Annotated in this window: 25 protein-coding genes; 10 read left to right on the forward strand and 15 right to left on the reverse strand. The window is 58.7% G+C overall.

Annotated features, from left to right (window positions below):
- A partial coding sequence (locus BZK31_RS04705) for a methyl-accepting chemotaxis protein (RefSeq protein WP_244182632.1) occupies positions 1 to 612 on the forward strand: 612 nt, incomplete at its 5' end.
- Between the two features lie 89 nt (positions 613 to 701).
- Entirely contained in the window at positions 702 to 1556 is an 855-nt protein-coding gene (locus BZK31_RS04710; RefSeq protein ID WP_083181625.1) for a CAP domain-containing protein, read from the forward strand.
- Positions 1557 to 1603: 47 nt separating this feature from the next.
- Here the strand turns inward: BZK31_RS04710 and BZK31_RS04715 are convergent, their stop codons facing one another.
- The 3 genes from BZK31_RS04715 to BZK31_RS04725 form a co-directional block, all read right to left on the reverse strand.
- Positions 1604 to 2032, reverse strand: coding sequence for a nuclear transport factor 2 family protein (locus BZK31_RS04715; RefSeq protein WP_083181626.1), 429 nt, complete (start codon positions 2030 to 2032; stop codon positions 1604 to 1606).
- Between the two features lie 195 nt (positions 2033 to 2227).
- On the reverse strand, positions 2228 to 3946 hold the full coding sequence (locus BZK31_RS04720) for a methyl-accepting chemotaxis protein (protein WP_415639713.1): 1719 nt from the start codon (positions 3944 to 3946) through the stop codon (positions 2228 to 2230).
- Between the two features lie 102 nt (positions 3947 to 4048).
- Complete coding sequence (locus BZK31_RS04725) at positions 4049 to 4666, reverse strand: TetR/AcrR family transcriptional regulator (protein ID WP_083181630.1); 618 nt, start codon at positions 4664 to 4666, stop codon at positions 4049 to 4051.
- A 226-nt stretch (positions 4667 to 4892) separates the two neighbouring features.
- Between BZK31_RS04725 and BZK31_RS04730 the strand changes: the two genes are divergently transcribed.
- The gene (locus tag BZK31_RS04730; protein ID WP_083181631.1) at positions 4893 to 5417 is read left to right on the forward strand and encodes a DUF3237 domain-containing protein; all 525 of its coding nucleotides are present in this window, start codon (positions 4893 to 4895) and stop codon (positions 5415 to 5417) included.
- 77 nt (positions 5418 to 5494) lie between these two features.
- On the opposite strand, the gene BZK31_RS04735 is transcribed toward BZK31_RS04730, so the two are convergent.
- From BZK31_RS04735 to BZK31_RS04755, 5 genes are all read right to left on the reverse strand, one after another.
- Positions 5495 to 7573: a TonB-dependent siderophore receptor gene (locus tag BZK31_RS04735; protein ID WP_167377845.1), complete on the reverse strand. Its 2079-nt coding sequence runs from the start codon at positions 7571 to 7573 to the stop codon at positions 5495 to 5497.
- A gap of 140 nt (positions 7574 to 7713) precedes the next feature.
- Positions 7714 to 8154: a GNAT family acetyltransferase gene (locus tag BZK31_RS04740; RefSeq protein ID WP_083181634.1), complete on the reverse strand. Its 441-nt coding sequence runs from the start codon at positions 8152 to 8154 to the stop codon at positions 7714 to 7716.
- Between the two features lie 53 nt (positions 8155 to 8207).
- Positions 8208 to 8972, reverse strand: a complete 765-nt coding sequence (locus tag BZK31_RS04745; protein WP_083181636.1) for a DUF899 domain-containing protein — start codon at positions 8970 to 8972, stop codon at positions 8208 to 8210.
- 89 nt (positions 8973 to 9061) lie between these two features.
- Entirely contained in the window at positions 9062 to 10006 is a 945-nt protein-coding gene (locus tag BZK31_RS04750; RefSeq protein WP_167377844.1) for an alpha/beta hydrolase, read from the reverse strand.
- A gap of 287 nt (positions 10007 to 10293) precedes the next feature.
- Complete coding sequence (locus tag BZK31_RS04755; protein WP_083181639.1) at positions 10294 to 11223, reverse strand: hypothetical protein; 930 nt, start codon at positions 11221 to 11223, stop codon at positions 10294 to 10296.
- 398 nt (positions 11224 to 11621) lie between these two features.
- Here BZK31_RS04755 and BZK31_RS04760 point away from each other — a divergent pair, with 398 nt between their 5' ends.
- The 5 genes from BZK31_RS04760 to BZK31_RS04780 all read left to right on the forward strand — a co-directional run bounded on the left by BZK31_RS04760 (position 11622) and on the right by BZK31_RS04780 (position 16236).
- The gene (locus BZK31_RS04760) at positions 11622 to 12104 is read left to right on the forward strand and encodes a GNAT family N-acetyltransferase (protein WP_083181640.1); all 483 of its coding nucleotides are present in this window, start codon (positions 11622 to 11624) and stop codon (positions 12102 to 12104) included.
- Positions 12105 to 12562: 458 nt separating this feature from the next.
- Positions 12563 to 12829, forward strand: a complete 267-nt coding sequence (locus BZK31_RS04765) for a DUF1652 domain-containing protein (RefSeq protein WP_083181642.1) — start codon at positions 12563 to 12565, stop codon at positions 12827 to 12829.
- A gap of 680 nt (positions 12830 to 13509) precedes the next feature.
- Positions 13510 to 14907 (forward strand): pyridine nucleotide-disulfide oxidoreductase, encoded by a 1398-nt coding sequence (locus BZK31_RS04770; protein WP_083181643.1) that lies wholly within the window; start codon positions 13510 to 13512, stop codon positions 14905 to 14907.
- A 93-nt stretch (positions 14908 to 15000) separates the two neighbouring features.
- Positions 15001 to 15939, forward strand: a complete 939-nt coding sequence (locus BZK31_RS04775; protein ID WP_083181645.1) for a ketopantoate reductase family protein — start codon at positions 15001 to 15003, stop codon at positions 15937 to 15939.
- A gap of 57 nt (positions 15940 to 15996) precedes the next feature.
- The gene (locus tag BZK31_RS04780; protein WP_083181647.1) at positions 15997 to 16236 is read left to right on the forward strand and encodes a DUF465 domain-containing protein; all 240 of its coding nucleotides are present in this window, start codon (positions 15997 to 15999) and stop codon (positions 16234 to 16236) included.
- Positions 16237 to 16308: 72 nt separating this feature from the next.
- On the opposite strand, the gene BZK31_RS04785 is transcribed toward BZK31_RS04780, so the two are convergent.
- From BZK31_RS04785 to BZK31_RS04810, 6 genes are all read right to left on the reverse strand, one after another.
- Positions 16309 to 17178 (reverse strand): DUF3618 domain-containing protein, encoded by an 870-nt coding sequence (locus BZK31_RS04785; protein ID WP_083181649.1) that lies wholly within the window; start codon positions 17176 to 17178, stop codon positions 16309 to 16311.
- Positions 17175 to 17594, reverse strand: a complete 420-nt coding sequence (locus BZK31_RS04790; protein WP_083181650.1) for a phage holin family protein — start codon at positions 17592 to 17594, stop codon at positions 17175 to 17177. Before BZK31_RS04790 ends, BZK31_RS04785 begins: the two co-directional genes overlap by 4 nt.
- Positions 17594 to 18322 (reverse strand): hypothetical protein, encoded by a 729-nt coding sequence (locus BZK31_RS04795; protein ID WP_157900701.1) that lies wholly within the window; start codon positions 18320 to 18322, stop codon positions 17594 to 17596. The genes BZK31_RS04790 and BZK31_RS04795 overlap by 1 nt, the downstream gene beginning before the upstream one ends.
- A gap of 255 nt (positions 18323 to 18577) precedes the next feature.
- Positions 18578 to 18766 (reverse strand): carbon storage regulator CsrA, encoded by a 189-nt coding sequence (gene csrA, locus BZK31_RS04800; protein ID WP_002554157.1) that lies wholly within the window; start codon positions 18764 to 18766, stop codon positions 18578 to 18580.
- Between the two features lie 566 nt (positions 18767 to 19332).
- Complete coding sequence (locus BZK31_RS04805) at positions 19333 to 20685, reverse strand: GntP family permease (RefSeq protein ID WP_083181654.1); 1353 nt, start codon at positions 20683 to 20685, stop codon at positions 19333 to 19335.
- A gap of 97 nt (positions 20686 to 20782) precedes the next feature.
- Positions 20783 to 21271 (reverse strand): gluconokinase, encoded by a 489-nt coding sequence (locus tag BZK31_RS04810; protein ID WP_083181655.1) that lies wholly within the window; start codon positions 21269 to 21271, stop codon positions 20783 to 20785.
- A gap of 281 nt (positions 21272 to 21552) precedes the next feature.
- On the opposite strand from BZK31_RS04810, the gene gntR reads away from it, so the two are divergent.
- Both gntR and BZK31_RS04820 read left to right on the forward strand, forming a co-directional pair.
- The gene (gene gntR / locus BZK31_RS04815; RefSeq protein WP_083181657.1) at positions 21553 to 22569 is read left to right on the forward strand and encodes an HTH-type transcriptional regulator GntR; all 1017 of its coding nucleotides are present in this window, start codon (positions 21553 to 21555) and stop codon (positions 22567 to 22569) included.
- A 344-nt stretch (positions 22570 to 22913) separates the two neighbouring features.
- A complete protein-coding gene (locus tag BZK31_RS04820; protein WP_208617177.1) occupies positions 22914 to 23843 on the forward strand; it encodes a YncE family protein in 930 nt (309 codons plus the stop codon).
- A 126-nt stretch (positions 23844 to 23969) separates the two neighbouring features.
- Here the strand turns inward: BZK31_RS04820 and BZK31_RS04825 are convergent, their stop codons facing one another.
- Positions 23970 to 26147, reverse strand: a complete 2178-nt coding sequence (locus BZK31_RS04825; protein WP_083181660.1) for a malate synthase G — start codon at positions 26145 to 26147, stop codon at positions 23970 to 23972.
- Positions 26148 to 26215: the final 68 nt, after the last annotated feature.

Consider the following 26215-nt stretch of genomic DNA (forward strand, 5'->3'; position numbering starts at 1 on the left):
CAGGTCGATCATACGGTCAAGGGCATTACCACCATGGTCAATGAGATCACCGCGTCCACTGGTGCAGTGTCGGAGCTGGCCGGTCATGTGCGTGAAATCAGCAAAGTGCTCGACGTGATTCGCAGCATCGCCGAACAGACCAATCTGCTGGCCCTCAACGCAGCCATCGAAGCGGCGCGAGCTGGCGAGCAGGGCCGTGGTTTTGCGGTGGTGGCCGATGAAGTGCGCGCGCTGGCTCACCGTACTCAGGCTTCGACTGTCGAGATCGAGGGCATGATCAGCACCGTGCAATCAGGTGCCGACGGCGCCGTTGCGGCCATGGGCAAGAGCCTGTCGCTGGCCACCAATACCCAGGAGCTGGCTCTGCGAGCAGGTACTGCGCTGGAGAAAATCACCCAGGGTGTCGCGACGATCAACGAGCGTAACCTGGTGATCGCTTCGGCCTCTGAAGAGCAGGCTCAGGTCGCCCGCGAGGTGGACCGCAATCTGCTGAACATTCAGGATCTTTCGACCCAGAGCGCGGCCGGTGCTAACCAGACCAGCGCGTCGAGCCAGGAACTGTCGCGTCTGGCGACTTCCTTCAACGCACTGGTAGCGCAGTTCAGGCTCTGAGTTGTCTCGGCTGACGGCGTAAAAAAGCAGTTGCGTGGGACGGGGTGAGGTCGCGCATCATAGGCGCACTCAATCTGCCGGAGATTTCCATGCGTTTCATCTCGTCCGTCTTGCGTATCGCCACACTGTCATTGGGAATGGTCTGCGCCAGCGCGGCGCTGGCCTCCGACGAGGCGCAATTGATTGACTCACTCAACGCCTGGCGTGGTCAGGCGCAGCGTTGCGGCGATCAGGTGTCGATGGAACTGCCGCCACTGGTCACCGATTCGCGTCTGGTGCTGTCCGCCAGTGGTGGCGTGGATTTGCAGCAGGCGCTGTCGCGGGCCTCCTATCCGATGGTGACTGTACAGGCTATCAGTCTGTCCGGGCCGCGCGATGCGCAGTCGGCACTCAAGGCCGTACAGGAAAGCTTTTGTCATGTGGTGCTGGATCCGCAATTCATCGACATCGGTGTCAGCCGGGAAGGGCGCGACTGGCGCATCGTGCTGGCACGCTCACTGGTCGCGGCGCGGCTGGGTGACTGGCAGGCCGAGGCTCAGAAAATTCTGGAAATGATCAACGTGGCCCGCGCCACACCACGTCAATGCGGTACCCAAGCGCTTGCGGCCACTACGCCGTTGACCTGGAATGCCACGTTGGGCAGCGCCGCTCAAGCGCACTCCCAGGCCATGGCCAATAACAACTTCTTCGATCACAAGGATCGTGAAGGCCGCACGCCGGGCGATCGCGCCGAACTGGCTGGTTACATCGGGCAGCAGGTCGGCGAGAACATCGCCGCCGGGCAGGACACTGCGCGCAAGGTGGTGGACGGCTGGCTGGCAAGCCCGGGGCATTGCGCCAACCTGATGAATCCCGGGTTCCGCGAGTTGGGTGCGGCTTACGCCACCGATCCCAAGAGCGATGCAGGCATCTATTGGACGGCCATGTTCGGCACGCAGGAGTAAGGGGCTTCACACCTGCGTGCGCGTTGCCAACGCGTAGTCGCTAGCGCTTAGAAGCGGAACGCCTGACGACCGATCAGCAGCCACTGACCGTTCTGCTTCTGCCAGATCTGAAAATTTTCGATTTCGGTCGGGACCACTTTTCCGCTGTTTACCGCCTGAGCGGAGAAGTGGTTACGCACCATCGCGACATCGCCCGACAGAGTGATTTTTTGGTTGAGCATCTTCAGGTCGTTGAATGCGCTCTTACCGGTCTCGATATCGGCGATGAAGGCTTGTTTGTCCTGAATATTGCCGCTGGAGTGGCCGTAGGTCAGGTTGTCTGCGGTGAGCGCCTTGAGCTGCGCTATGTCCTTATGCCACATGGCCTGAGTCAGCTTGTCCACGGCCTGGGCGACATCTGCCTCATCGGACGGCGCGGCGATGACATAGCCGGTGAACAGGCACACAAATCCTACGAGCAGTTTGAGCTTTCTCATACGCATTCCTTTTTATTGTCATTGTTGGTCGGTTGGCAAAACGAACCGAGCATTACACCACGGCACCGCGTTCATCTGTCGTCGTACAACTTAGTCGAGGGTGATGGCGCTGACAAGCGCCGAATACGAGTGGGAAGGAAGGTGGTTACGTGGCGAGGAGGCCGGGACCACGAAAGGTCCCGGTCAATCAGGGTCTCAGACGACGCGGAATTGCTTGGTGAGACGGTTGAGGTCGGCTGCCAGCTTGGTCAGTTCAGCGGTAGCAATGGCGGTCTGGCTGGACCCTTCGGAGGTCTGGCTGGACAGGTCGCGAATGCTGACCAGGCTGCGATCCACTTCCCGCGCCACTTGCGCCTGTTGCTCAGCGGCCGTGGCAATCATCAGGTTACGCTCGTTGATCTGGCTGATGGAATCGGTGATATCGAGCAGCGCCTTGCCTGCGCCATTGGCCATGTCCAGCGTCTTCTGTGCCTGGAAGCTGGTCTGCTCCATGGCGGCAACGGCATTGCCGGTACCGGACTGGATCGAACTGACCATCTGCTCGATTTCCCGTGTCGATTGTTGCGTGCGATGCGCCAGCGCCCGTACCTCGTCCGCCACCACCGCAAAACCTCGGCCGGCTTCACCGGCGCGTGCCGCTTCGATGGCTGCGTTGAGGGCCAGCAGGTTGGTCTGTTCGGCGATGGCGCGTATCACGTCCAGCACTTTGCTGATGTCGGTCGCCATGACCGCCAGTCCCTGCACTTCGGTGGAGGTGACCTGCACCTTGGACACCATCAGGTTGATCGCCAATACCGTTTCGTCGACCTGTGCACGGCCGGCCATGGCCGCAGTGCTGGATTGCGAGGTCACTTGCGAGGCAGACGCGGCATTGCTCGCGACTTCCTCGACCGCAGCGCTCATTTCATTGACCGCCGTCGCGGCCATCTCGATCTCGTTGCTCTGGCGCAGAATGGTCCGTGACGCGTCTTCGGTCACGGCATGCATTTCCTCGGAAGTGGCAGCCAGTTGCGTCGAGGAGTCGCCAATCAGGGTCAGGGCGTTGCGCAGATTGGTTTGCATGGTCGCCAGTGCGGCGATCAGCTTGGCGGCTTCGTCACTGCCTTCAACCGTGATGTCCTTGCTCAGGTTATTGGCTGCGATGCGCTCGGCGATGTTCAGGGATTCGCCTATCGGGCCGGTCAGGCTTCGGGTGTAGAGCAAGGCGAGCACCAGTGTTGTGATTACACTCACGGCAATAAAGAGACCAACCATCCAGAGTGTCTGGTTGTAAGCGTAGTCCGCATTTTCACCCGCTTTCTGTGCCTTGCCATCGTTGACACTGATAAGGCTTTTGAGCGCTGTTTCCACCCGGTCAGCCGCGTTTTTCATCTCATTGTTGGAAATCGCCACTGCGGCTTCCAGGTTCCCGGCGGCGACAGACGCCAGGTAACGATCCTGATTGTTTTGATAATCGGCGTTGGCACTGGTCAGCTCATCGAACGCCTTACGGCCTTGAGACGTTACGATCAACTTGCCCAAGGCACTGGCGTAGTCAGCGATCAGCACCCTTGCCTGTTGGATATCGCTCAAGGCCTTGGTTTTGCGTTCCTGAGGTTCGATCGGGTTACGCAGGCGTGCATTATTGCCACGGATGCCGATGAACTCCCGATCCATAGAGCCCAGCAGTTTGACGCTGGGCAGCACGTTCTCTTCAATGAATTTTTCAGCCTCGTTCAGAATCGAGGCTTGTCGCAATGACAGCAATCCCAAAGCAACAATCATGAGGCAGAACAAACCGAAGCATAAAGCCGAGCGGGGTGCGAGGTTGAGCTTGCGCAAAATCATGAGCCTTCTCCGTGGGGTGATTAGGAAGCCTATCGCCTGCACGGAGGTTTTCTTGATGATAAGCGCAATATAAAGCACGCCGCGCATCTGAAAGCTGAAACGATTTAAAGACGCACGGTTAGTTCAGGCCGCACAGACAGGGCCGAACAGGCGCTGAAAAATATGAGCGGCGGGCTTTGTGGCGTGCTGCTAGACCTGGCCCATACCCAGCAGGAAGGTTTCCACGGCGCGCTCGACCATCGAATGAATCTGCTCGATGCTTAGAGGCATCGGGCATTCCTGATACAGACGAATCTCGGTTTCCGCGGTCAGCAGCGACGTAAATTGCAGCGCCGCGATATGAGGATCGGCCGTGCGCAACTGACCGTTCTGCATGGCTTGCGCCATCAAAGTGGAAACGGTCTGCAGGCATTGGCGAGGACCGGACTCGTAGAACATCATGCCAATGTCCGAACGGCCCGATTCTGCGACCACCATGCGATACACCGCCAGCGCACTGTTGTCGTTGACAAGCACCATCAGCATTCGCTCGCCGAAGCGGCTGAGCACGGTCCTGAGGTCCACCCGTTCATGGTCGTAGGCCGCCAGTTCCGAGACGGCTTCAGCCAGGTGTTCGGTTGCATGCCGGTTGACCACGGCGATGAACAGTTCTTCTTTGGAAGGGAAATAGCTGTAGATCGTCGCTTTGGAGCCGCCCATTCGTTTGGTGACTTCATTCATCGAGGTGCGCTCGTAGCCCATCTCGAGGAAAACGCTTGCCGCCGCATCAATGATGGCTTCACGGCGAGCTTCGGTACGCACCTTCATTCGAATCCTCAATCCTTCAGGGAATCTGCACTGGCAGGTAGTCGCAAAATAATAGATAGACTGAAACTGAACCGTTCGGTACGATTTAATTCGTCTCCGTGGAGCTTACTGGAAACGGGGCCTCAAATAAACGCCGTTGCATGATTGCTGTCTCAGGCAGATGCTTGAGTCATATCGTTTCTGACGCCAAGTGCCATGCCTATCGATCCATGGAGTGAGCAGAACTATGAATATCATTGACTTCAAGAAGCCTGGCAGTCCATCCATTCGACAGGTCCATTCAGCCAGGGCGCCTGCGCTGGAGAAAGTGCTGTCCATTACCTTGAAGACCGATGCGCCCACCCTGATGGGCATCTGCAGCGACGGTTTGCGCAGCAACAGTTCAATTCTGGGCGGTGAGTTTCAGGGGCAGAACATTCGCGGTTCCGTCTTGCCTGGCGGCAGTGATTTTTTCGTCGAACTGTCGAGCGAGCTGGCCTTTTTCAATGCGCGCTTTACATTGCGAACCCGGCTGGGTGAACTGATCAATGTCGAAAGCAAAGGCGTACTGCTGATGGACGAGGAAGGGCAGAGCGAACTGCAAAACGGTATCTGGCCGATTTCCGAGGGGCATTATCAATGCACCTGCACCCCGCAGTTTCAGGTGACTCTGGGTCCCAACGACTGGCTGGAAAAGAGTGTATTCATTGGCAAGGTCGAGTACCTGTTCTTCAATGAAAAGATCATGAACATCTATCGAATCAGATACTGATCGGTGTCTGGAGCGCAGGCTCATTCGCCTGCGATGCCGAAGCAAGCCCTGACTGAGCCTGCCCCGGCGGCGAATCATCAGAAAGTGACGCTGGCGCTCAGTCGTGCCGTGCGCGGTTCGCCCACATTCACCTGCAACTGGCTGCCAGTGCTGGACGGGTAATACTGTTTGTCAAACAGGTTGTCCACGTTCAGTTGCAGGCGGGTCTTGTAACCAGCCATCGGCACATCCCAGCGCAGGAAGGCATCGGCCACGGTGTAGCTGCTCATGTAGAACGTGTTGGCGTCGTCACCGGCGCGCTCACCCACGTAGCGCGCCCCGCCACCGGCATGCCATTCACCCAGGCCCGACGGAACCTGCAGGTGATGGGTCAGGTACAGGCTGGCGGTATGCCTGGGGGCCTGGCTCAAGCGATTGCCTTGGTTGCTCGGATCGTCAAGCACCTCGGTGTGCGTGTAGGCGTAGGTGCCAATCATGTCCCAGCGCTCGGCGATACGGCCGGTTACATCCAGTTCCACGCCCCGTGAACCGACCTTGCCGGCCGCTTCGCTGACGCCGGTCACGCCGGTCGGGGTGACGACGTTCTTCTTCTCGATATCGAACACCGCCATGTTGAAGTCAAGCCCCGGTGCCAGTGCGTATTTGGCACCGACTTCGTAGCTGCGGCCTTCCTCCGGATCGAAGGTGGTGCCGTCGTCGTTCACGTCCTCGTTGGGCACGAACGAGCGGCTGTAGTTGCCGTACAGCGACAGGTCTTCGTTGATTTTGAACACCAGTCCGGCCATGGGCAGGAAGACGTCATCGTTCTTGTCCAGGTTTACCGCGCGGCTTGCACCCAGGCCTTGCGCGATGTACTGATCGTAGTGCTGATAGCGTCCACCGAGCACCAGGATCCAGCGGTCATTCAGGTGCCAGTTGTCCTTCACATAAAGCGAGGACGAGGTCAGCTGATTGCTCAGGTTGCTGGTCGGCTGATTGACGACACTGGGTTCGGCCAGGCTGCCGTAGACCGGGTTGAAGATGTTGAAACCGTTCTGCGCGGTGTTGCGGTAGGTCTTGCCGCGAAACTTGTCGGAGTCTTCCTGTTCAGCGCCGATCAGCAGGTCGTGCTCCTGCCCCAGAAACGACTGTTTGCCGATGAAATCCCAACTGGCATAGCGCGTTTCGTAGTCGTAATGGCCGCCGTTGGCCTGGCGACGCAGAACGCCGCTGCCGAGTTGTGGGCTGGTTTGCGGCTGGGCAATGGCAAGGCTGTAGCGATCGTTATTCCAGCCGTAGGTCAGGCGGGTTTTCCAGTCGTCGTTGAGTTGATATTCGAAACGTGCAGTGGCGGTTTCGCTGATGCCAACGGTTTTGGCCCATTTCTCGTCCAGACGCTTGTTGTAGCTGACGTCGGCCGGATGCCCCCCGGTGAACACGGTGCCACGGTCGAACGGGCTGACGTAATCGTTGTACTCATACGCCAGCGTGAGGCTTGCACGCTCACCGGTCCACGACAGGGACGGGGCAATCAGGGTGTGCTGATCGACGCCATAGTTGCGCCAATAGTCTTCACTCTGGCGCTCGGCTACCAGACGATACGCCAGGCCGCTGTCGCCCAGCGGGCCAGTGGTGTCCACACCGAAGCTGCCGCCGCCCTCGCTGAAGGCCGACCCGCTCAATGTGGTGCTTTGTACATACTGCGGCTGTTTGCTGATCACGTTGATCACGCCGCCGGGTTCCATCGCGCCATACAGCAGCGAGGCCGGTCCCTTGAGCACTTCGACCCGGTCGGTGGTCGCGCTGAAGTTCTTCGAAACCACCGAGCGCACGCCGTCGCGCAGGATCGAACCGTCATCGTTGGTGCCGAAACCGCGCTTGACCAGCGAGTCCTTGGTGTTGCCCAGCGTGTTGCCCTGGCTGACGCCGCTGACGAATTTCATGGCATCGTCCAGCGAGCGCACGTTGTAATCGGCGATGGTCTGCGGTGTCACAACGTTGACCGACTGCGCTTCTTCCTTGAGCGGCACATCACTCTTGCTGGCGGTACTGGCGCTCGCGGCGCTGTAGCCCTCATCGTTCGGGGTGGCGGCGGCAGAAACCTGAGTCGCGGGCAGTGTTGCGGCTTCAGCGGCGTGGGCGGTGCTGGACAACAGGGTCAGGGACAGTGCTGACAGCAGAAAAGGGCCACAGCGGCGAGTGTGTAAAGAGGTGATCAAGGGAGATGCTCTGTCGGGACGTTAATAGCAATAATTGTAATTTGATATTAATTCTCATGTAAATGAGTGAATTGTCCTGCGCGTCATGTATCCGATCCCTACAACTGTGTGTCGGGATTGAACGGAATACGCTTGCCAAGGCTGATCAGGGGTTCCTGAACGTAGCCCAGGCCTGCATAAAACGCCTGAACACCTTCATTGCTGACGCGAATCTGCAGGTTGATCTTGAGGCAGCCGAGCGCAATCAGTGCCTGCTCGGCATGTCTGACCAACGCTGTTCCCAGCCCCTTGCCCCGTTGACGCGGATCGACGGCGACCGAATAGAGCCAGCCACGATGGCCGTCGTAACCGGCAAGCAGCGTCCCTGCGACCTTGTCGTCCACGGTGATGACGAAGAACAGCCGGTCGGCCACGGCGAGCTTCATGTCGATCGACAGATCAGGGCGGTTGTGGGGAGCGTCGTCGTTGAAGACGACTTTCCACAGCTCGATGACCGCCTGGCGGTGGTGCGGGTCCCAGTAGTTGATGATGCGGTGCATGGCGCAGCCCTTTAGTGAAGTGCGCCAACGCTATCGCCCCGCGTGGCACCTGTCTACCGATGGGCAGTGCCCTGCTCGCAGCAGTGCTCACCGGAATCGGCAGGCCCTGCATGCTCATAACGATCGTGGTGGCGCACCCAGTTCATGATCGGGTCTTCGTTGCGTCCCTTGGGCGTCAGGTCCAGAAAGTTATAGGTGCCGACCAGCAGGTCCAGGCCTCGGGCGTAGGTTGAATAGGTATGAAAGATCTCGCCGCGTTCGTTCTTGTAGAAAACGCTCAGCCCGGGCATCTCATCGAATGGTTCAGGGCTCTTCTCGTAGTTGTAGATGACATCGCCGTTGGCAATCTGCGCTTGGGTGAACGACACGCCGAAGTCGTGATTGAACGTGCTGCCCGCCGACGATACCCAGTCGAACTGCCAGCCCATGCGTTGCTTGAAGGGCTGGAATGCTTCCCATGACGCATGAGATACGGCCACCACGGACACGTCGTGGTGAGCGAGATGGAGGTTGGCGCCGTCCAGATGGTCGGACAGAAACGAGCAGCCTTTGCAGCCTTCCGTCCAGTCCGGGCCGAACATGAAGTGGTAGATGATCAGTTGAGTGTGCCGGCCGAACAGCTCAGCCAGGCTCTGTTCTGCGTTGGGGCCGCTGAACCGGTAACGGGTGTCAATCTTCACCCATGGCAGTTCCCGCCGCGCGGCACTGAGCTGGTCGCGGTGATGGGTGAGGGCTTTTTCATGGATCAAATGCTGGCGACGCGCTTGCAGCCATTGCTCACGGGAAACGACAGGGTGTCGGTCGAATGGGTTGCTCATGGCAGGCTCTCCTGACTCGGATAGGTACCTGAGTTGGTCGATTGGCCGTTCAACGAATCGACACCGTCAATCGGCGTTTCTAGCGTCCGTTAGCCAGCATGAGGCTGTTGTTCCTCTTTTTTCGTGACCTGAGGCGACGATGCAGGCGTTTTCAACAGAATTTGTATCGCCTGGCTGTAAGCCTGTTGGCCCACACGCATGCTGTTGTTATGTGTGCCGCCCGGCACCAACAGCAGGTTTTTCGGTTCTCGAGCGGCCTCGAACAGCTCTTCGCTGAAACGGGCCGGCACGTAGCGGTCATCGGTGCCGTGCACAATCAGTACCGGCATGTGAATGTCGGCGATCTTGTCGACTGAATCGAATTTCTGCGACAGCAGCCAGCGCACCGGCAGCGAGGTATTGGCGATGGCGGTGGCGACGTCCGCCAGATTGGTGAACGTCGACTCGATGATCAGCCCGCGCGCGGCCACCGGCGCATCGTTCTTGTCGGCTTCACGACCCAGTTCTGCCGCCAGGTCCACGCCCACCGCTCCGCCGAGGGAGTGACCATAGATCACCCGGCGCTGTGGATCGGGTTGCAGTTGCTTGAGACGCTCCCAGGCGATGCGCGCGTCTTCATAGACGGTCTTTTCGGACGGCAACTGGCCCATGCTCTGCCCGAAACCGCGATAGTCGATGGCCAGGATCGAGAACCCCAGCGCCCTGAGTTGCTCGATGCGGAACAACTGACCGGTCAGATTCCAGCGTGAGCCGTGCAGATATAACACCGCCGGAGCGTCCTTGCGTGGCGCGGGCCACCACCAGGCATGGATGTTCTGCGAAGTGCCGAAACCGGGTGCCCTGAGTTCCAACTCCTGCACATCTGCGGGCAGGCCGCTATACCAACTGGCAGTGCCTGGTTCGATGCGGAACACCAACTCGCGTTCCTTATGCTCAAGTACCGCGCAGCCCACCGGCAGTCCGACAATGACCGCGGCCATGCATAACCACCTCAGTGGACGAGTCTTGATACGGTCAAGAGAGAAAGAAGGCATGAAGGGTGTTCCGGTAAACAAATGAAATAAATGCCGGTTCCGTCCATGTGTTGCAATAGTCGATGGGAGATATCGGTTACAGGATATTGCGCAACTGATCGGCTGAGTGAATCGCTCGGCACACAGAACATCATTGCAAGGTCGCTGAATCAAAAACCCACGACCTTGGCTGCGCTTCGTGTATCAGGCGGTCAGTGCATGAACAACGCGATCAGAATGATGATCGGGATTGGCACGCCCAGCATCCACAACAATATCGAACGCATCATGAGTCTCCTGTCTGGCTTTTAGCGGGCAGCCCTTGCGGTCTGGGCTGACGTATTGACCGGGGCTGCGGCGTCACGCCGCCGTCCTCCGAATATCGCCGCCAGGCTTGCGAAAAACGCGCCGCACAGCAGGGTGACGAAGGTCCACAGTGCCGTGCCTGCGGCGATTTTCGCGGCAGTGTCGGCGGCCTCTCTGGCAGCGGTCCTGGCTTGCTCGATGGACAGCAACGCCTGGCCATAGACTTCATCCACGCGCCGCTCGGCGTCCTGCTGACTCATATTGGTGCGTTGCGCGATCATCTGAGCCAGGTAGCCACGGTCTTCCGGGCTGAGCTGGCCATTGTTGTCGAGCGTACGGCTAAAGATGCGCAGCACTTCTTCATGAATCGAATCGTCGTTGTCGGCAGGCGCGTCTTCCGTGCGAAACAGACGGTCGATGTAGTAGTGATAGTCCTGACCGCTGACATTGCCGACGGCATTGCCTGCCGCCTGCGTCATCGCGCCCGCTGCGCCGGAGGCAACGCTGGCACCTGCCTGAACGCCGCTGCCGACCACGCTTGCGGCTGAGCCTGCGATCAGGCTGGCGGCGACCAGTGTCGCAAGGGTCCATGCCAGAAAGCCGTGGGCGGTGTCGCGGAAATAGACTTCGTCGTCATGCACATTGACCCACTTCACCCGCAGACGACCGGCCAGGTAACCACCCATGGCGGAGGAGACAATCTGGACGATCACCAGCCAGATCACGGAGGAAATACCCAGGGCCTGCGCGCTGGCACCTTCGTCCGTCCAAGGTGAGATGGCTGAAAAGCCAAGCCCCAGTCCCAGCATCAGCAAGAGCATGGAGACCACCGCTGCGGCCACGGCACCGGCGAAGATCGCACCCCAGGAAACCCCGGAGTCATTGCCCGCACTGGATTCTGCAACTGCGTAAGTATCATTTGGGGAAACCATTGTCATCGACTCCGAGGGGAAAGGGTCAGGCGCTTCAGGCGCGTGGATGCAGGCGCGATGCCGCTGCTCCAATTCTCTAAAACGATTCGAAATCAATAGCTTGGACAGCTTCAAATCTCTTTGCAGGCATTCTGGACCCACTACACTGAGCTTGGCAGGCGTTCTGCATGGCTGATAAGTCGCCTTGTTTCAAAGGCTTGCACAAGGCAATTGAAGGTTAGCGCTCGTGGTGCCTGCGTTTAGTCCGGTTTGTTATTGAAGTAGCCCTTTTTGATAGCCGGGGATTATGCTGTCACCGTCAGGCCGCTGTATTTTTGTCGTCTGGAGGCGCCGGATTTACCGTTCCACAGCCAGCCTGCCTTGCATGTTCTTCAATTTCTTCAAGAGGTTACCGCTCAATGTTTCTACATCGCCCCCTGGAAGAAAAAGACATCCCGATCATCTGTGAGCTGCCGCAGAATGCCGACGAGCTGTTTTACATGTTTCCTCGCGCTACATACCCGCTGACGCCAGGCCAACTGATGGACGCGCTCGAGACCCGTTACGATTCCACGGTGATCGAGATGGACGGTGAAGTGGTGGGGTATGCCAACTTCTCCCGGTGTGATTTTCGCGGTCGGTGCGCGCTGGGCAACGTCATCATCGCGCCCAAGGCCAGGTCCAGAGGTGTCGGCCGTTACATGATCAGCTGCATGATGGACATTGCCTTCGACAAGCACGAGGCCAGCGAGCTTATCGCCTCCTGCTATAACCATAACGTTCCCGGCCTGCTGTTTTACCCACGCATGGATTTCCGCCCGTATGCCATCGAGGAGCGACGTGACAAACAAGGTGCGCGAGTCGCCGTGATTCACTTCCGCCTGCCCCGATCCGTAGACTGAGACCGTGCCGGGTGACCAGAGGCCAAGTGACTGCCTCTGGTCACCCTGGGCTGTCTGTGTACGCCACCTGAATGTTCGCTCTGAAAATGCGATCCGAGTGACCGAAATCTGACTGCAAGGGGCGGATTCGATGACCGTTCGTCGCGCTGCGTTAATTAATTAAACGGCTGTACAGCTATTTAATGATGCAGATCATGTCTTTCACCGCTTGAAGACATAAAGTGAATCGTTTTTTCTAGCAACAGTTACAAATAAATACATTTAACCTGCGTGCGAGTGGCCTACGCTGCACATTGCCGACCCGGTCATTGCAGGCGTATAAAGGACGTCAGGGATCAAGTAAGTGGCGACAATTAATTGGCAGGCAAGGGTGTGCCTCGTTTCAATTATTTAACGATAAAGAGCGGTATTGATCTGCCGGTGTCCGGCAGCGCTTACATAAAATAAGGAGATAGAAAATGATCGCGAGTGGACTGTCTACTCTGGAACTGCGCAGCATCGTTGAAGGCGCATTTTTACCGTTACGCTGTACCTGCACGGTGGCCCCGGACTATTCGATGACCGTACAGGTCAATGACCCGTATTCCGGACGTGTCGAACTGGTGGTGACCGGCATTTCGCTGCATGGCCTGAAGACCAGCCGCGACATATCCAATCTGGTCTCGGAACTGCGTGACGAGCTGAATCAGGGCGGTGTGAAACAGCTGCATTACCGCACGGCCTGATGGCTGAACGGTCCCGGTCGATGACGGTCGGGACAACTCTTTTCTATCCCTCAGGGCGTCTTTATCAGAGATCGCCCCGTTGTGCTTTGCCCTCGATAAGTATCCGGCTGACGCCCGTCATAGTCATGTCAATTTGTCGGCGCTGTATTCCTGTTGTTTTTCAGGCCTACCATGAAAAAATAAAAAGTCGATCGCTACAGGGTGCGTACTTTCGTTCACCGTGTTTTTATCGCGGTTGTTCGCAGGGTCTTTTGAAATCAGCCAGTTGCGACGCAGATCGATGAGGAAAAAGTCGGGCGTGCGTTATTTGACACTTCGTCGTTTCTTTGCAACTATCCAGTCAGTTCCACTCGCTGCACTGTGCCCCACCTTCTATAAAACCTGACGTGTTCGAACCTGTTGTTGAAGGGGCGGGCGGTAGCGTGGCGCGTTGTTTTTCTGGCGACCACGCACACTGTAATTGGCAGTTTGTTTCGGTTTGTGTAACTACTCATTTCTATTGATAAAACCTACAGGGTTTCTTGACCAAGTCCTGATAACGCTGTGCGTGCGTTGTTTATTTTAATGCCTTGTCTTTTTTAAATTGTGCATGGACGCTGGTTCGTCGTGTTGGCCAGGTATTCGATCATCCAGAACTTCTGGAATGCACCAACGTGTAGCTATGACGATGGAGCATCATCATGTTTGAAGATCCTTTGGAAACAGTCTGCGGATGTGTGGTGGGCGGTGCAGGGCTGGCGGGAATGGGGTTTCTGTTCAACGCATTGAAAAGCGGCATGCTGGCCGACATCGCAGCAAGCGGCCTGATTGTCATTGATGCCAGTGACCGGCCGGGGACCGGTGCCCTGGGACACTACCGGATTACCGCCAACTCGGTGGGTGATGTCTTCATCGACTGTCTGCGTGACCCGGCGTTGCGCGATATTTTCGAACCGCTGGAGTACTCGCCAGCGTACTGGCGCATTCGTGGCCAGGCGCAGAGTGCACCGCAGCTCTCGGATGTCGGCCAGTTGATGGTGGAGGCTTCGCGTCTGGTGCTCGAGCACATCGCTCGGGTCTACGCCGTGAAAATCTGGCACAGCACGACCATTACTGAAGTGATCAGCGAAGATGACGAGTTCTGCATCAAGGTGCAAACCGAAGGCTGCGTCAGGCTTGTGCGTTGCCAGACGCTGGTCCTCAATCTGGGCGGTCGTCAGGACCCACGGCATCTGATCGACAGCCTTGCGCAGCAGGGCCTGACACTCTGCGAATCGATGAATATCCAGAGTGCCGACCGGCTGCTGCGGATGAATGCCGTACAGTTGCGTGAAGTGTTTGCGCTGGCGCTGGCCAGTGGCGGTCGGATCACCGTCGTGGGCGGCTCGCACAGTGCATTCTCGATGCTGGAAAACCTCGCAGATGCCCTGGAGTTCGCTGGACTCGAGGAACTGACCCTGATTCATCGCACCCGCATCCGGCTGTTCTATGAAAGTGCCGAGGATGCGGCGGCGGCAGGCTACGCGTTTGATTCGCAACTGGACGTTTGCCCGGTTTCCGGGCGCGTCAACCGCTCAGGCGGCTTGCGCTACCGGGCGCTGGATATCGGCCGCGAAGCGCTGAAGCATGGCCGTATCGGCAAGACCGGTGTGCGGGTCCGATTGCTGCAGACTGTGGACGGTCCGGCCGGGGCTGTCGAGCAGGCCAGAGCGGCTCTGGCCGAATCATGTGTGGTGGTGCAATGCACCGGCTACCAGCCCTGTTTGCCGGTTCTGCGCCATGGTGATGGCAGTCCGATCGTGTTGCGCGAGACCAAAGGTGGTCTCGATTCGGATCAGGCCGGTTGTCCTGCAGATCATAACGGGCGACGCCTGAAAGGCCTTTACCTGTTCGGTCTGGGTGCAGGCTTGGGCGCGGACCCTCAGTTGGGCAGCGAGCCATCCTTCGACGGTCGGATCTACGGTGTCTGGCAGTTTCACCATGATGCCAGTCGGGCCGTGCTTCAGGCCGTCACCGCACGATTGCATCACAAGGCATCTGCCGTCGATACTTCGTGTCTGGCCGGTTTCATGCAGCTTGAGCCCCGGTTTCAGGCCTGACGGAAGACGTGACGCAAGACAGCCTCCCGCTGGCAAGGGCACCTGGACTGCGCTAGCGTTCTGCACTACAGCACCATCAGGAGATCCAGGATCATGCGCATCTTGATCGTTGGAGCAGGCGCGATTGGCGGCTATTTCGGTGGCCGCCTGCTGGAGGCCGGACGTCAGGTGACCTTTCTGGTCCGGCCGGGCAGGGCCGAGGAACTGGATCGGGACGGTCTTGTCGTGCGCAGTCCGCTGGGCAATTTTCAATACCCGTCACCACCGTATGTACTGGCCAACCACCTGGCAGATCCCTACGACCTGATCCTGCTCGGCTGCAAGGCCTTCGATCTGGAGGCGGCGATGGCGACCATCGGGCCTGCTGTCGGGCCGGGCACGTCGATTCTCTCTCTGCTCAACGGTATGGCTCATCTGGATCGCCTGACAGAACGCTTTGGTGTCCAGGTCGTGTTGGGCGGCCAATGCCTGATTTCCGTGGACCGCGATTCAACCGGTGCGATCCTGCACCTGAACGAGATGCATCAACTCTCGTTTGGCGAGCTGAGCGGCGCGTTGACACCGCGTATCCTGAAGGTTGCCGAGGCGCTGGCCGATGCCGGTTTCGAAGCGAATCTGAGTCAGCACATCGTGCAGGCGATGTGGGACAAATGGTGCTTCATCGCCACGCTTGCAGCCATTACCTCCAGCATGCGCGCCACGATCGGCGATGTCCTGAGCGCAGGCGGAGAAGGGCTGATCGCAAAATTGCTGTCCGAGTGCGCGACCATCGCGAAGGCCGCCAACTACCCGCTGGACACCAAAGTGCGCCAGCGTCACCTCGAACTGCTGACTGCGCCGGGTTCGAAGCTTACCGCGTCCATGATGAGAGATATCGAACGGGGTGCACCCACTGAGGTCGAACAGATTCTGGACGATATGCTGGTCAGGCGTACCGCTCTGGGTATCGCTTCGGGCGAACTGTCGATGCTGGAGATCGCCTGCCTGCATGTCAGAGCCTACGAAGCGCGTCGCGTTCGGGAACAGCCGTGAGCTATCCAGTGGCCTCGGTTGCCCCTGCATTCAAGTAGTCATTTGGAGGTGCTACTCATGCCAGTCAAACACGATTTATTCGCGGACCTGAAGTTGACCCGGGAGGAAGTCGCCGAGCGCAGCCGCAAGGATGCAAGATTGCAGCAACTGCTCAGCGATTACGACAGTGCAGACGTTCAGGTTGTGGAGGCCGAGAAAGGACCGGCTGGCGGCATCGGCGACGACCAACTCAAGAAACTCAAGGAAAAACGGTTACTGGTGAAAGACCGTATCGTTCAGCGCCTTTCCGAACTGTAGGCCGCGCGTTAGAAACGGCTGAGCCACGGTAAAAAAACGGCCCCCGAACAGGGGCCGTTTTGCGTTTGCCAGTCAACCCAGCCCCGGCGACATCGGGCGCTCGCCGGTCGGCAGGCTCATGTCGCTGCCTTCCTGATCAATGCCGTGCGGTGTGTCGTAGGTCCCCGACGTGACGCGGGATGCAGTTCCGGAACCAGAACCGGCCCCGGTTGATGCTGAGTCGGGTGCCGGGTTGTCGGTGTTGCGCAGTCTTTCCCTGGCCTGGCTGACAATCCGTTTCTCGCGAGTCGTGGCAGGCAGGACTGCGCCGATCACTGCGCCAACCGCAACGCCCATGGCGGCCAGCGTCAGCGGCTGCTCATTGAGCATCTGGCTGGCACTGGACTTCATTTGCAAACGTTTTTGCTCAAGCGAATGCCCTGCGTCGTGAAGCGAGTCCGAGCTGCCGGACAGCTTCTCGCTAACGCTACTGGTCAGGTGCGTGGTCTTGTCCTTGACCTGACTGGCTTTGTCTTTCATGTGGGAAACGGTCTGGGCCACCCGCGCCTTGGCACTGCTCAGGCTGTCACTGACGGTGTCGGCGACGCTGCTGACCCGCTCACCGACACTGCCCAGTACTGACGCGCCTGCCGACGGACCGATAGAAGCGGGGCGGTTGCTGCCCATCATTAGCCAGAGTACGCCAACCGTCGTCAGCACCGCTGGAACCGGATTGGCCTTGACGTTGTTGCCCAGATTGCCGAAAAACTCTCCGCCATTGTCTTTCACATACGCCAGCGCCTGATCCACCAACTGGCCAGGCGACATTTTCTTTTCCAGCGCATCGACGATATTGCCGATGCTGGAGCGCTGCTGGTCAATTTCCCGTTCCAGCGTTTCAGGGCTTTTCTGTGACTCCTCTTCAAAGTGTTCGGGTGTGTCGAAGCTGCTGTCGATGCTCATGAGACTTTCCTCTGGATAGCGTCCTTGTTTTTCTGCAAGGTGCTGGCGGTGCGCTCGGGAACCAGGTTGGAGGGTTCCAGTTTCTTGTTGCCGGCCTGAATCATGAAGAAGCCGATAACCAGAGCGGCGATACCCACGATCAGGGCTGCCAGCCAGGGGGCCATCACGTAGCTGAGGGCGTAGACCGCCGCCAGCAGGACCATGCTCAGGCCTCCCAGCATGACGATCGCGCCGATGCCGACTGCCGTCGCGCCCTGTTTGGTGGTGCGGATGGACTCGCGGAACTCCGCCTTGACCAGCGCCATTTCCTTGGTCACCAGCGCTGGCACTTCATGAGCCAATTGCCGAACCAGACTCAGCACCGAGGTGTCATTTTCAGGCGGTGTGTCCTGCTGCGTATTGGGTGGAGTGCTCATCACACGTCTCCTTTGGGCAGGCCTGACTTGGGTGCGCCGTCTCTGGACAGGTCACTGTTCAGGTCGTCGTCCAGATCATCGTTGAAATCAGTCATGGCTGGGCTGTCGGGAATGCCGGTTCCGGGGCGGGCGCTGTGCAGTACATCGTTGTCATGAGGGTGCGTCGCGACCATTTCTTCGGCGGCCAGCGTTGACGGACTGATCGGGTCGTAGGGACCTGACGCATCGACATCGGTCAGATCGCCGGTATTCGACGAGCCGGCTACCGAAAGATCCGCCGTGGTCATGTCCGGATCGGTATCGGTCGATGAGGTGGAGGCTTTTAACAATCGCGACAGGCCCAGGCCAAGCGCCACACTGCCACTGATGAACAGGACCGGATTTTCTCTGGCCAGCCTGCCGGCATCCTGCAGCAACTGTTCGGCACTTTTAGTGCGCAGGCTTTCGGCCAGGCGGGTCATGCTCTGAGCGATGTCGGTGACGTAGCGGGACAGGCCCAGATTGTCATTGCCTTCCATCTGTTGAGCTGCCGACTGAGCATTCTGGGCCAGGTTCTCTATCTGCTGTGCAGCATTGTCGCGGTATTGCTCGAACTGCGCGCCTGCCTGTCGGGCGATGTTTTCTGCGTTGCCATGGCTGTCATCCTGCAACCCCTGCAGGTGATCCTGGCCTGCCTGACTGCCAGTATGGGCATTGCCGCTCATGGAGGTTTCGTTGGTGGTTGCCATCATCATTCACCGTTTTCTGTCACCAGATAAAGAGAATGCTCGGCTCACTGCGGACTACGGGCTGGCATTGATTTGCATGCTTGCAGAGTGTCGACTCGTGATTTTTCGACGATGTTCCGAAAGGGTGACCAGTGGTCGCGCCACAGGGTCAGAAAAGGCAGCGCGCATAAAAAACGGCGTCGTATAGGACGCCGTACGGCTGATGATCCGCCGCAGGGGCAGATCAGCTTTGAATAAGGGGGTGTGACGAGGGGCTTATTGTGGGTCCTGGTTTGGAGCCAGTTCTGCCTGAATGCGTTTGTAGATTTCTTCGCGGTGTACGGACACATTTTTGGGTGCATTGATGCCCAGCCGGACCTGAAGCCCTTGAACGCCAAGAATCGTCACGGTGATCTCGTCACCGATATTTATGCTTTCGCCAACTTTGCGAGTGAGTATCAACATAATCTTTTCCTTGATGGCCTCTTGAAAACGCCTCTCTCAAGAGGCTGGCGTTTGCCTTTGCGTGGTGGTTGTTGCCGAGTGCATCCAAATGCATCCGTCCTAAGACGTCGCGGTGGTGAATTTAATTCCCTCGGTTCATTTTCTTGTCATCGAGATTTGCATCCGCGATACGACGAGTGCGCCAATTCTGCCCGTTTTGGCCTGAGAATGCCCGTATTTACTGGTGCAACATAAAAAGTAACGTGATCCGATGCACAATTCAGGTTCGCCATGGCATTGCTGAAGACAATTGAGCGGGCTTATCCCTGCTCGTTCCTAAGCGTAGGCACGACTTTGAAACATTGCCTGAGCTTTCTGAAAATTCAACCGAAAGAGCTGTAGGTGTGTGTAGGAAACAGCATTCGGACAGGTTTTCGGGTAAACGAAGCCGGGCCTGTTCATGTTGTCGGCAGGAAAGGGGAAACGTGTAGGGCGCAAGCGGGCAGGGGAAACCCGAGGGGATACCAGAAGAGAAACGAGCCTTCGCGAGCCTGGTCGCCCGCGAAGGTGGAGGGAGCGTCTGGCGCTTAAAGGGCCATCGACAGCAGCATGATGAAGATCAGGCCGACCACCGAAAGAATGGTTTCCATCACGGTCCAGGTCTTGAAGGTTTCGGCAACAGTCATGTTGAAGTACTGCTTGACCAGCCAGAAACCGGCGTCGTTCACGTGCGACAGAATCAGCGAGCCTGCGCCGGTGGCCAGCACCAGCAGCTCGCGGTTGACGCCTGGAATCAGGCCGACCACAGGCGCCACGATGCCAGCACCGGTGATCGTCGCGACCGTCGCCGAACCGGTTGCCACACGAATCACCGCCGCCACCAGCCAGGCCAGCATGATCGGGTTGATCTGCGCCTGAACCGCCATGTGACCGATGACATCACCGACACCGCTGGCAACCAGCATCTGCTTGAAGCCGCCGCCGGCACCAACGATAAGCACGATCGCAGCCACGGGTGCCAGGCTCTGATCGAGCAGTTTCATGATTTTGGAACGGTCGAAGCCGCGCGCGGCGCCGAAGGTGTAGAACGCCAGTAGCAGTGCGGCCAGCAACGCGGTGATCGGGTGACCGATCAGGTCCATCCAGATGCGGAACAGGTTGCCTTCCGGCAGCGCCACGTCGGCGAAGGTCTTGAGCAGCATCAGGAACACCGGCAGCAGAATCGTCACCAGCGTGATGCCGAAACCTGGCAGGTTCTCGGTGCTCGACTCCTTGGCAATCTGGTCCATCAGTTCCTGCGAAGGCGTGCCCGGAATGTATTTGGAAATCCATTTGCCGTAGATCGGACCGGCAATGATTGCGGTCGGCAGCGCGACGATCAGACCGTAGAAAATGGTCTTGCCGATGTCAGCGCCAAAGATGCCGATAGCCAGCAGCGGACCCGGGTGCGGCGGAACCAGGCCGTGCACCGCCGACAGGCCGGCCAGCAGCGGGATGCCGATCTTAACGATCGACACACCGGTGCGACGCGCCACGATGAACACCAGCGGGATCAACAGCACGAAACCGATTTCGAAGAACAGCGGAATGCCGACCAGAAAGGCCGAGAACATCATCGCCCAGTGCACTTTCTGTTTACCGAATGTGCGGATCAACGTTTGCGCAATTTGATCCGCGCCGCCCGAGTCGGCCATCAGTTTGCCGAGCATCGTGCCCAGACCAAGGATGATGCCGACGAAGCCCAGTACGCCGCCGAAGCCGTCCTGGAAGGATTTCATAACCTTTTCCACCGGCATCCCGGAGGTCAGGCCGAGGAAGCCAGCCGCCAGTGTCAGCGCGACGAAAGGGTGGACCTTGAATTGGGTGATCAGCAATACAAGGCCAACGATGGTCACCAACGCATCGATGAGCAGGAACGTCTCATGGGTCATACCGAACATGGGGTGTCTCTCCGGTTATTATTTTAAGGGCCGCTACCAACACCAGCGCCTTCTTCGTGTGTGCAAGACAGCGCTGTCTTTTGCACTTACGCCTTTATCAGGCGTGGGAGTCTTTCCACCAGGCCGCCGCTTGCGTGCCAATCTCGTCGATGGATTGGGTCGCATCCACCACCAACGTCAGCGGTTCGCCGTAAGGCGGCTCAAGCGTGGCGAACTGACTGTCGACCAGGCTGGCGGGCATAAAATGCCCCGGCCGGTGCGAGCAGCGTTCGACGGCGAGTTCCTTGGTCAGTTCCAGAAAGACGAAACCCAGCCCCGGCACGGCATCGCGCAGGCGCTGGCGGTAGATCAGCTTGAGGGCAGAGCAGGTCAGGACCGGGTGTTCGCCCCGGGCGAGGGCGGCGGCCAGTTCTTCACCCAGGCGGGTCAGCCAGCCGGCACGGTCCTGGTCATTAAGGGGGGTTCCAGCACTCATCTTTTCGATATTGGCCGGTGGATGGAAGGCATCACCTTCAATGAGGCGGCCTGCGCTCTTGAGTGCGATTTCGGCACCCACGGCACTTTTGCCGCAGCCCGATACACCCATAACCACCAGGGCTGAAATAGCAGTATTCGCAGTTGTCACAGTAGGCACCTCATCTGGAGACAGCGCTGTCTTGTCCGGTGGACATCAGGCTCAGCCTGGGCTGTTCCAGTTCTTGTCGTTGTTTTGGGTTCAACAATCAGCATCGGAGGCTGTTCTCCGTGGCGACCCGGCGCGGGTGGCAAATGTGAAACCAGCGATAAAGCGTTGTCACGGTCCATGAGACAGCGCTACCTTATGGGGCATTCGACACATTTGGCAACCCCTATGTTAGTTGGCAACGCATGATACGCATTGGTTCCCGCTCCACCGGTCGTCCGACCCTCAATGAAGTGGCCCGGCTGGCTGCGGTTTCTCCGATTACCGCGTCCAGAGCCTTGCGCGGCGTCACCACGGTGGCACCCGAACTGGCCGAGAAAGTCAGGGCGGCGGCGCAGAGCCTGGGCTATGTTGCCAACCCTGCGGCACGCGCGCTGGCTTCCTCCTGCAGCCAGACCGTAGTGGTACTGGTGCCTTCGCTTTCCAACCAGTTATTCATCGAAACGCTGGAAGCGATTCAGGATGTACTGCGCCCGCGGGGACTGGACGTGGTGATCGGCAACTATCACTACTCGCCCGATGAAGAAGAAAAGCTGCTGCGCAACCATCTGGTCAACCGTCCGCGCGGCATACTGCTGACCGGATTCGACCGCACCCCGGCTTCACGGCAGATGCTGGAAGCCAGCGGCATTCCCTGTGTACACATGATGGAACTGGACCCGCATCAGGGCGCTTACAGTGTCGGATTTTCGCAGCAACAGGCTGGCGCGCAGGCCGCCCGGCATTTGCTGGGGCGTGGGCGCAAGCGGCTGGCCTATATGGCAGCCCAGCTCGACCCTCGGGTGTTGCAGCGGGGCGCGGGGTTTCGTCAGGTGCTGGAGGAGGCCGGTCTGTTCGACGCGCAGCTTCAGGTTACGACGCCGTTGCCTTCCTCGATCGGCCTGGGCGGCGAGCTGTTCGCAACGCTGCTGAGCGAGCACCCCGATGTCGATGGCGTGTTTTTCTGTAACGACGACCTTGCGCAGGGTGCGGCGCTTGAAGCGTTGCGCCTTGGCGTCGCGATTCCGCAGCAAGTGTCGCTGGTCGGTTTCAACGACCTGCCGGGTTCGGCGCACATGGTGCCGCGCCTGACCTCCATCCGCACGCCACGCCAGGAGGTCGGCCAACGCGCCGCGCAGCTGCTGCTGGGCCTGCTCGACGGCATGACCCAGCAAGCCTGCGTAGATCTGGGCTTCGAACTGGTGGTGCGCGAAAGTTCGTGAATCGTTCGTGCGGCAGAGGCTGACCAATGGCGTCAGGCCTCTCCACGCATTCCAACCTGCGCGTCGACCCGTGACGGGGTTGTCTTTCAACGCTGCCCAGCCCGTTTTGCCACTAGTTGTAGCCCGCCACTGACTGTCATTTCTGTCAGTACCCAAGCCGTCTCGGTCAGTATTCAATGACTTCGGATTTTGGATCCCGGCGGCATAAGTGCCGTCGCTGCTTCGTTTGTTCGACGGGGCTCTACCTTGTTATCTGTACCCCGTCGTGGCGGTCTTTCGGGACCTGTTAATAGGTGAATGACATGCACAAAAAAGCACCCCAGGACGTACGCGCTTTGACTCATATGGCAGATCCGGAGGGTACAGGAGTACCGCTGGACATTGCATGGCTGACCGGCATTATTCCGCTGGGCTTCGTGCCCAGAGAAATCGCCCTGAGTCCCGATGAAAAAACGCTCTACGTGTCCCATGACAGTGGCAGTGAAATCAGCGTGGTGGACATCGAGACGGCGAGCGTGGTGAGCTGTATCAAGGGGGCCGGGGCTGGAAGTATCACCCTGAGCCCCGATGGCAGACGGCTCTACACCGTCGGCTACTACAAGTGTTTCGTTATCAACACCCTCACGCGAGAGGTGATCAAGGTCATTGCGTCGAGCTTCGTGAACCGGATCGTCTGCAGCGTCGATGGCCGGTTCATCTATATCTCTTATCAGTACGCGCCAGGTGGGCTGATAAGCCAGATCGAAACGCAGCACTACAAACTGATCAATGATTTCGACCTTGGCACCCTGTCGAACGCTTCGCTGGCGCTCGGCGTCAGTCCTGAGAACGATAGGGTGTACGCCTCGGCGCTGGCGGACGGGATCGGCACCACGGCCTTGTCGGCCATTGGTACAGTCGATTATCTGCAACACGACATTCCGGGTTTCAGCGACCCGCGCTCTCTTGCTATCAGTTCGGACGGCACGCGCCTTTATGTTGGCGGCATCGACGAGGTGTATGTGGTCGATGCCGTTCACTGCCGACTGTTCTATCGAGAAAAAATCGGTTCACAGGGCTACCCGGTAACGGTCATCGGCATTACACCCGATAACCGCTATGTCTATGCGGTCTACACCTGCAACTTCGATGTCTACAGAATCGACACGATCAAGGGTACCGTCAGTTGCGTGGCCTTCTTTCCATCCCTGGGCGGTTCAGTGCTGAACAAAACAGGTACTCGCCTCTACAGCACGCACACTGACATGAACTGGGTATCCATCTACACGCTTTAACGTTGTCAGCTCGTTTCTTCACACTGCTAATGTTTCGACTCTTTTTCCACTCACAGATGAAAGCCGAACGTTTCTCGGGGCACCGCTTACGGCCACGAGAAATATCCGGCTTTCGACGGTGGCTTGTCAGTTCCTGTTCTTGAACGTCAGCCTGGACTCATGCAGCAGCGGCTCAGTGTACCCAGCGGGCTGTTCGCACCCTTTGAACACCAGGTCGCAGGCTGCCTTGAAGGCGACGGACTGCTTGAAGTCCTTAGCCATCGCGCGGTAATGCGAATCGCCTGCGTTTTGCTTGTCGACCACCTTGGCCATGCGCTCCAGCACGCTGTGCACGTATTCGCTGTCGACCACCTTGTGCAGCAACCAGTTGGCCATGTGCTGGCTGGAAATGCGCAGCGTGGCCCGGTCTTCCATCAGGCCCACGTTATGAATGTCCGGCACTTTGGAGCAGCCCACGCCCTGTTCGACCCAGCGGACGACGTAACCGAGCAGACCCTGCGCGTTGTTTTCGAGCTCCTCGCGAATCTGCTCCTGAGTCCACTCAGGTTTGGCCACGACCGGAATCGTCAGCAGATCGTCGAGCAGTTGCTCGCTGACCTCAGTCAGGCTGACCTGTTCGAGTGTCTGTTGCACGGCGCGTACGTCTACGCGATGGTAGTGCAGGGCATGCAGCGTGGCCGCTGTCGGTGAAGGCACCCAGGCGGTGGTGGCACCGGATTGCGGATGTCCGATTTTCTGTTCCAGCATGTCCGCCATCCGGTCTGGCATGGCCCACATGCCTTTGCCGATCTGCGCCCGGCCGCGCAAGCCGCAAGCCAGCCCCACCAGCACGTTGCTGCGTTCATACGCCTTGATCCAGGGCGCGTTTTTCATCTCGCCCTTGCGCAGCACCGGGCCGGCCTGCATCGCGCTATGGATCTCATCGCCGGTGCGGTCCAGAAAACCGGTATTGATGAACGCCACCCGAGCCGAAGCGGCGGCAATGCACGCCTTGAGGTTGACGCTGGTGCGGCGTTCCTCGTCCATGATGCCCATCTTCACGGTGTGGCGCGGCAGCTTGAGCAGCTCCTCGATGCGCTCGAACAGGTGATCGGCGAACGCCACTTCGTCCGGTCCGTGCATCTTCGGTTTGACGATATAGATGCTGCCCGCACGCGAGTTGCCGCGCCGCTTGAGATCGTGCAGGGCGATCAGGCTGGTCATCACGCCGTCGAGAATGCCCTCGGGAATTTCATGCCCGTCGTGATCGACAATCGCCGGATTGGTCATCAGGTGGCCGACATTGCGAATGAACAGCAGGGCGCGCCCACGCAGTTTCAATTCTCCGCCATGGGCTGCCTGATAGGTGCGATCCGGGTTCAGGCGCCGGGTGATGGCTTTGCCGCCCTTGTCGAGGGTCTCGGTGAGGTCGCCTTTCATCAACCCCAGCCAGTTGCGATACACCAGCACCTTGTCGTCGGCATCCACGGCGGCAACCGAGTCTTCGCAATCGATGATGGTCGACAGCGCCGACTCCAGGAGCAGGTCCTTGATGCCGGCCACGTCGCTGCTGCCCACCGGATGGCGCGGGTCAATCTGGATCTCAATGTGCAACCCGTTGTTCTTAAGCAAGATGGCATCCGGCTTGTCGGGCTGCCCCTGGAAACCGACGTATTTTTCCGGCTGTTGCAGGACCGTCTGTGTGCCATCGGCCAGCGTAATGCGCAGTTGACCGTCCTGGATGCGGTAATTGCGTGCGTCGATATGGCTGCCTTTGGCGAGGGGGGCGCTGGTGTCGAGCAACTCGCGGGCGAAAACGATGACCTTGGCGCCGCGCAACGGGTTATAGCCTGCGCTGATCTCGGCACCGTTGGCGGTGGAAATCGCGTCCGTGCCGTAGAGCGCATCGTACAGTGAACCCCAGCGTGCATTGGCGGCATTGAGTGCATAACGGGCATTGCTGGCGGGAACCACCAGTTGCGGACCGGCCTGTTCGCTGATTTCCAGGTCGACGTTGGCGGTAGTTGCCGTCACGTGTTCAGGCACTGGCCGCAGGTAGCCGATCGACTGCAGAAAATCACGATAGGCGGGCATGTCGCTGATCGGTCCTGGATGGGCCTGGTGCCACTTGTCCAGCTCCGCCTGCAACCGCTCGCGTTCGGCCAGCAGTTTGCGGTTGCGTGGAGCCAGTTCGTGAACCAGTGCATCAAACCCTTCCCAGAACGCTTCCGGGTCCAGCCCGGTGCCGGGCAGAACCTCCTCGTCGACAAAGCGTTGCAGATTGACGGCCACCTTGAGGCGTTGGCATTTGACAAAGTCGGTCATGGGGAAGGGCTCCTTGGGGCGTGCTGAAAATGAGTGTCGCGCCAGAGCGAGCGGTGAAGGATCGCTCG

The sequence above is a fragment of the Pseudomonas floridensis genome, assembly GCF_002087235.1.
Lineage (GTDB): Bacteria > Pseudomonadota > Gammaproteobacteria > Pseudomonadales > Pseudomonadaceae > Aquipseudomonas > Aquipseudomonas floridensis.

What these genes read in the sequence shown, in the direction of transcription:
- BZK31_RS04730 (WP_083181631.1), top strand. Translation starts at nt 4,893, where the DNA reads ATGAATATCATTGACTTCAAGAAGCCTGGCAGTCCATCCATTCGACAG.
- BZK31_RS04715 (WP_083181626.1), bottom strand. Translation starts at nt 2,032, where the DNA reads ATGAGAAAGCTCAAACTGCTCGTAGGATTTGTGTGCCTGTTCACCGGC.
- BZK31_RS04780 (WP_083181647.1), top strand. Translation starts at nt 15,997, where the DNA reads ATGCCAGTCAAACACGATTTATTCGCGGACCTGAAGTTGACCCGGGAG.
- BZK31_RS04795 (WP_157900701.1), bottom strand. Translation starts at nt 18,322, where the DNA reads ATGGCAACCACCAACGAAACCTCCATGAGCGGCAATGCCCATACTGGC.
- BZK31_RS04810 (WP_083181655.1), bottom strand. Translation starts at nt 21,271, where the DNA reads ATGGGTGTATCGGGCTGCGGCAAAAGTGCCGTGGGTGCCGAAATCGCA.
- BZK31_RS04710 (WP_083181625.1), top strand. Translation starts at nt 702, where the DNA reads ATGCGTTTCATCTCGTCCGTCTTGCGTATCGCCACACTGTCATTGGGA.
- BZK31_RS04785 (WP_083181649.1), bottom strand. Translation starts at nt 17,178, where the DNA reads ATGAGCATCGACAGCAGCTTCGACACACCCGAACACTTTGAAGAGGAG.
- BZK31_RS04750 (WP_167377844.1), bottom strand. Translation starts at nt 10,006, where the DNA reads ATGCCTTCTTTCTCTCTTGACCGTATCAAGACTCGTCCACTGAGGTGG.
- BZK31_RS04825 (WP_083181660.1), bottom strand. Translation starts at nt 26,147, where the DNA reads ATGACCGACTTTGTCAAATGCCAACGCCTCAAGGTGGCCGTCAATCTG.
- BZK31_RS04790 (WP_083181650.1), bottom strand. Translation starts at nt 17,594, where the DNA reads ATGAGCACTCCACCCAATACGCAGCAGGACACACCGCCTGAAAATGAC.
- csrA (WP_002554157.1), bottom strand. Translation starts at nt 18,766, where the DNA reads ATGTTGATACTCACTCGCAAAGTTGGCGAAAGCATAAATATCGGTGAC.
- BZK31_RS04760 (WP_083181640.1), top strand. Translation starts at nt 11,622, where the DNA reads ATGTTTCTACATCGCCCCCTGGAAGAAAAAGACATCCCGATCATCTGT.
- BZK31_RS04740 (WP_083181634.1), bottom strand. Translation starts at nt 8,154, where the DNA reads ATGCACCGCATCATCAACTACTGGGACCCGCACCACCGCCAGGCGGTC.
- BZK31_RS04820 (WP_208617177.1), top strand. Translation starts at nt 22,914, where the DNA reads ATGGCAGATCCGGAGGGTACAGGAGTACCGCTGGACATTGCATGGCTG.
- BZK31_RS04770 (WP_083181643.1), top strand. Translation starts at nt 13,510, where the DNA reads ATGTTTGAAGATCCTTTGGAAACAGTCTGCGGATGTGTGGTGGGCGGT.
- BZK31_RS04805 (WP_083181654.1), bottom strand. Translation starts at nt 20,685, where the DNA reads ATGTTCGGTATGACCCATGAGACGTTCCTGCTCATCGATGCGTTGGTG.
- BZK31_RS04775 (WP_083181645.1), top strand. Translation starts at nt 15,001, where the DNA reads ATGCGCATCTTGATCGTTGGAGCAGGCGCGATTGGCGGCTATTTCGGT.
- BZK31_RS04765 (WP_083181642.1), top strand. Translation starts at nt 12,563, where the DNA reads ATGATCGCGAGTGGACTGTCTACTCTGGAACTGCGCAGCATCGTTGAA.
- BZK31_RS04720 (WP_415639713.1), bottom strand. Translation starts at nt 3,946, where the DNA reads ATGCGCGGCGTGCTTTATATTGCGCTTATCATCAAGAAAACCTCCGTG.
- BZK31_RS04725 (WP_083181630.1), bottom strand. Translation starts at nt 4,666, where the DNA reads ATGAAGGTGCGTACCGAAGCTCGCCGTGAAGCCATCATTGATGCGGCG.
- BZK31_RS04755 (WP_083181639.1), bottom strand. Translation starts at nt 11,223, where the DNA reads ATGGTTTCCCCAAATGATACTTACGCAGTTGCAGAATCCAGTGCGGGC.
- gntR (WP_083181657.1), top strand. Translation starts at nt 21,553, where the DNA reads ATGATACGCATTGGTTCCCGCTCCACCGGTCGTCCGACCCTCAATGAA.
- BZK31_RS04745 (WP_083181636.1), bottom strand. Translation starts at nt 8,972, where the DNA reads ATGAGCAACCCATTCGACCGACACCCTGTCGTTTCCCGTGAGCAATGG.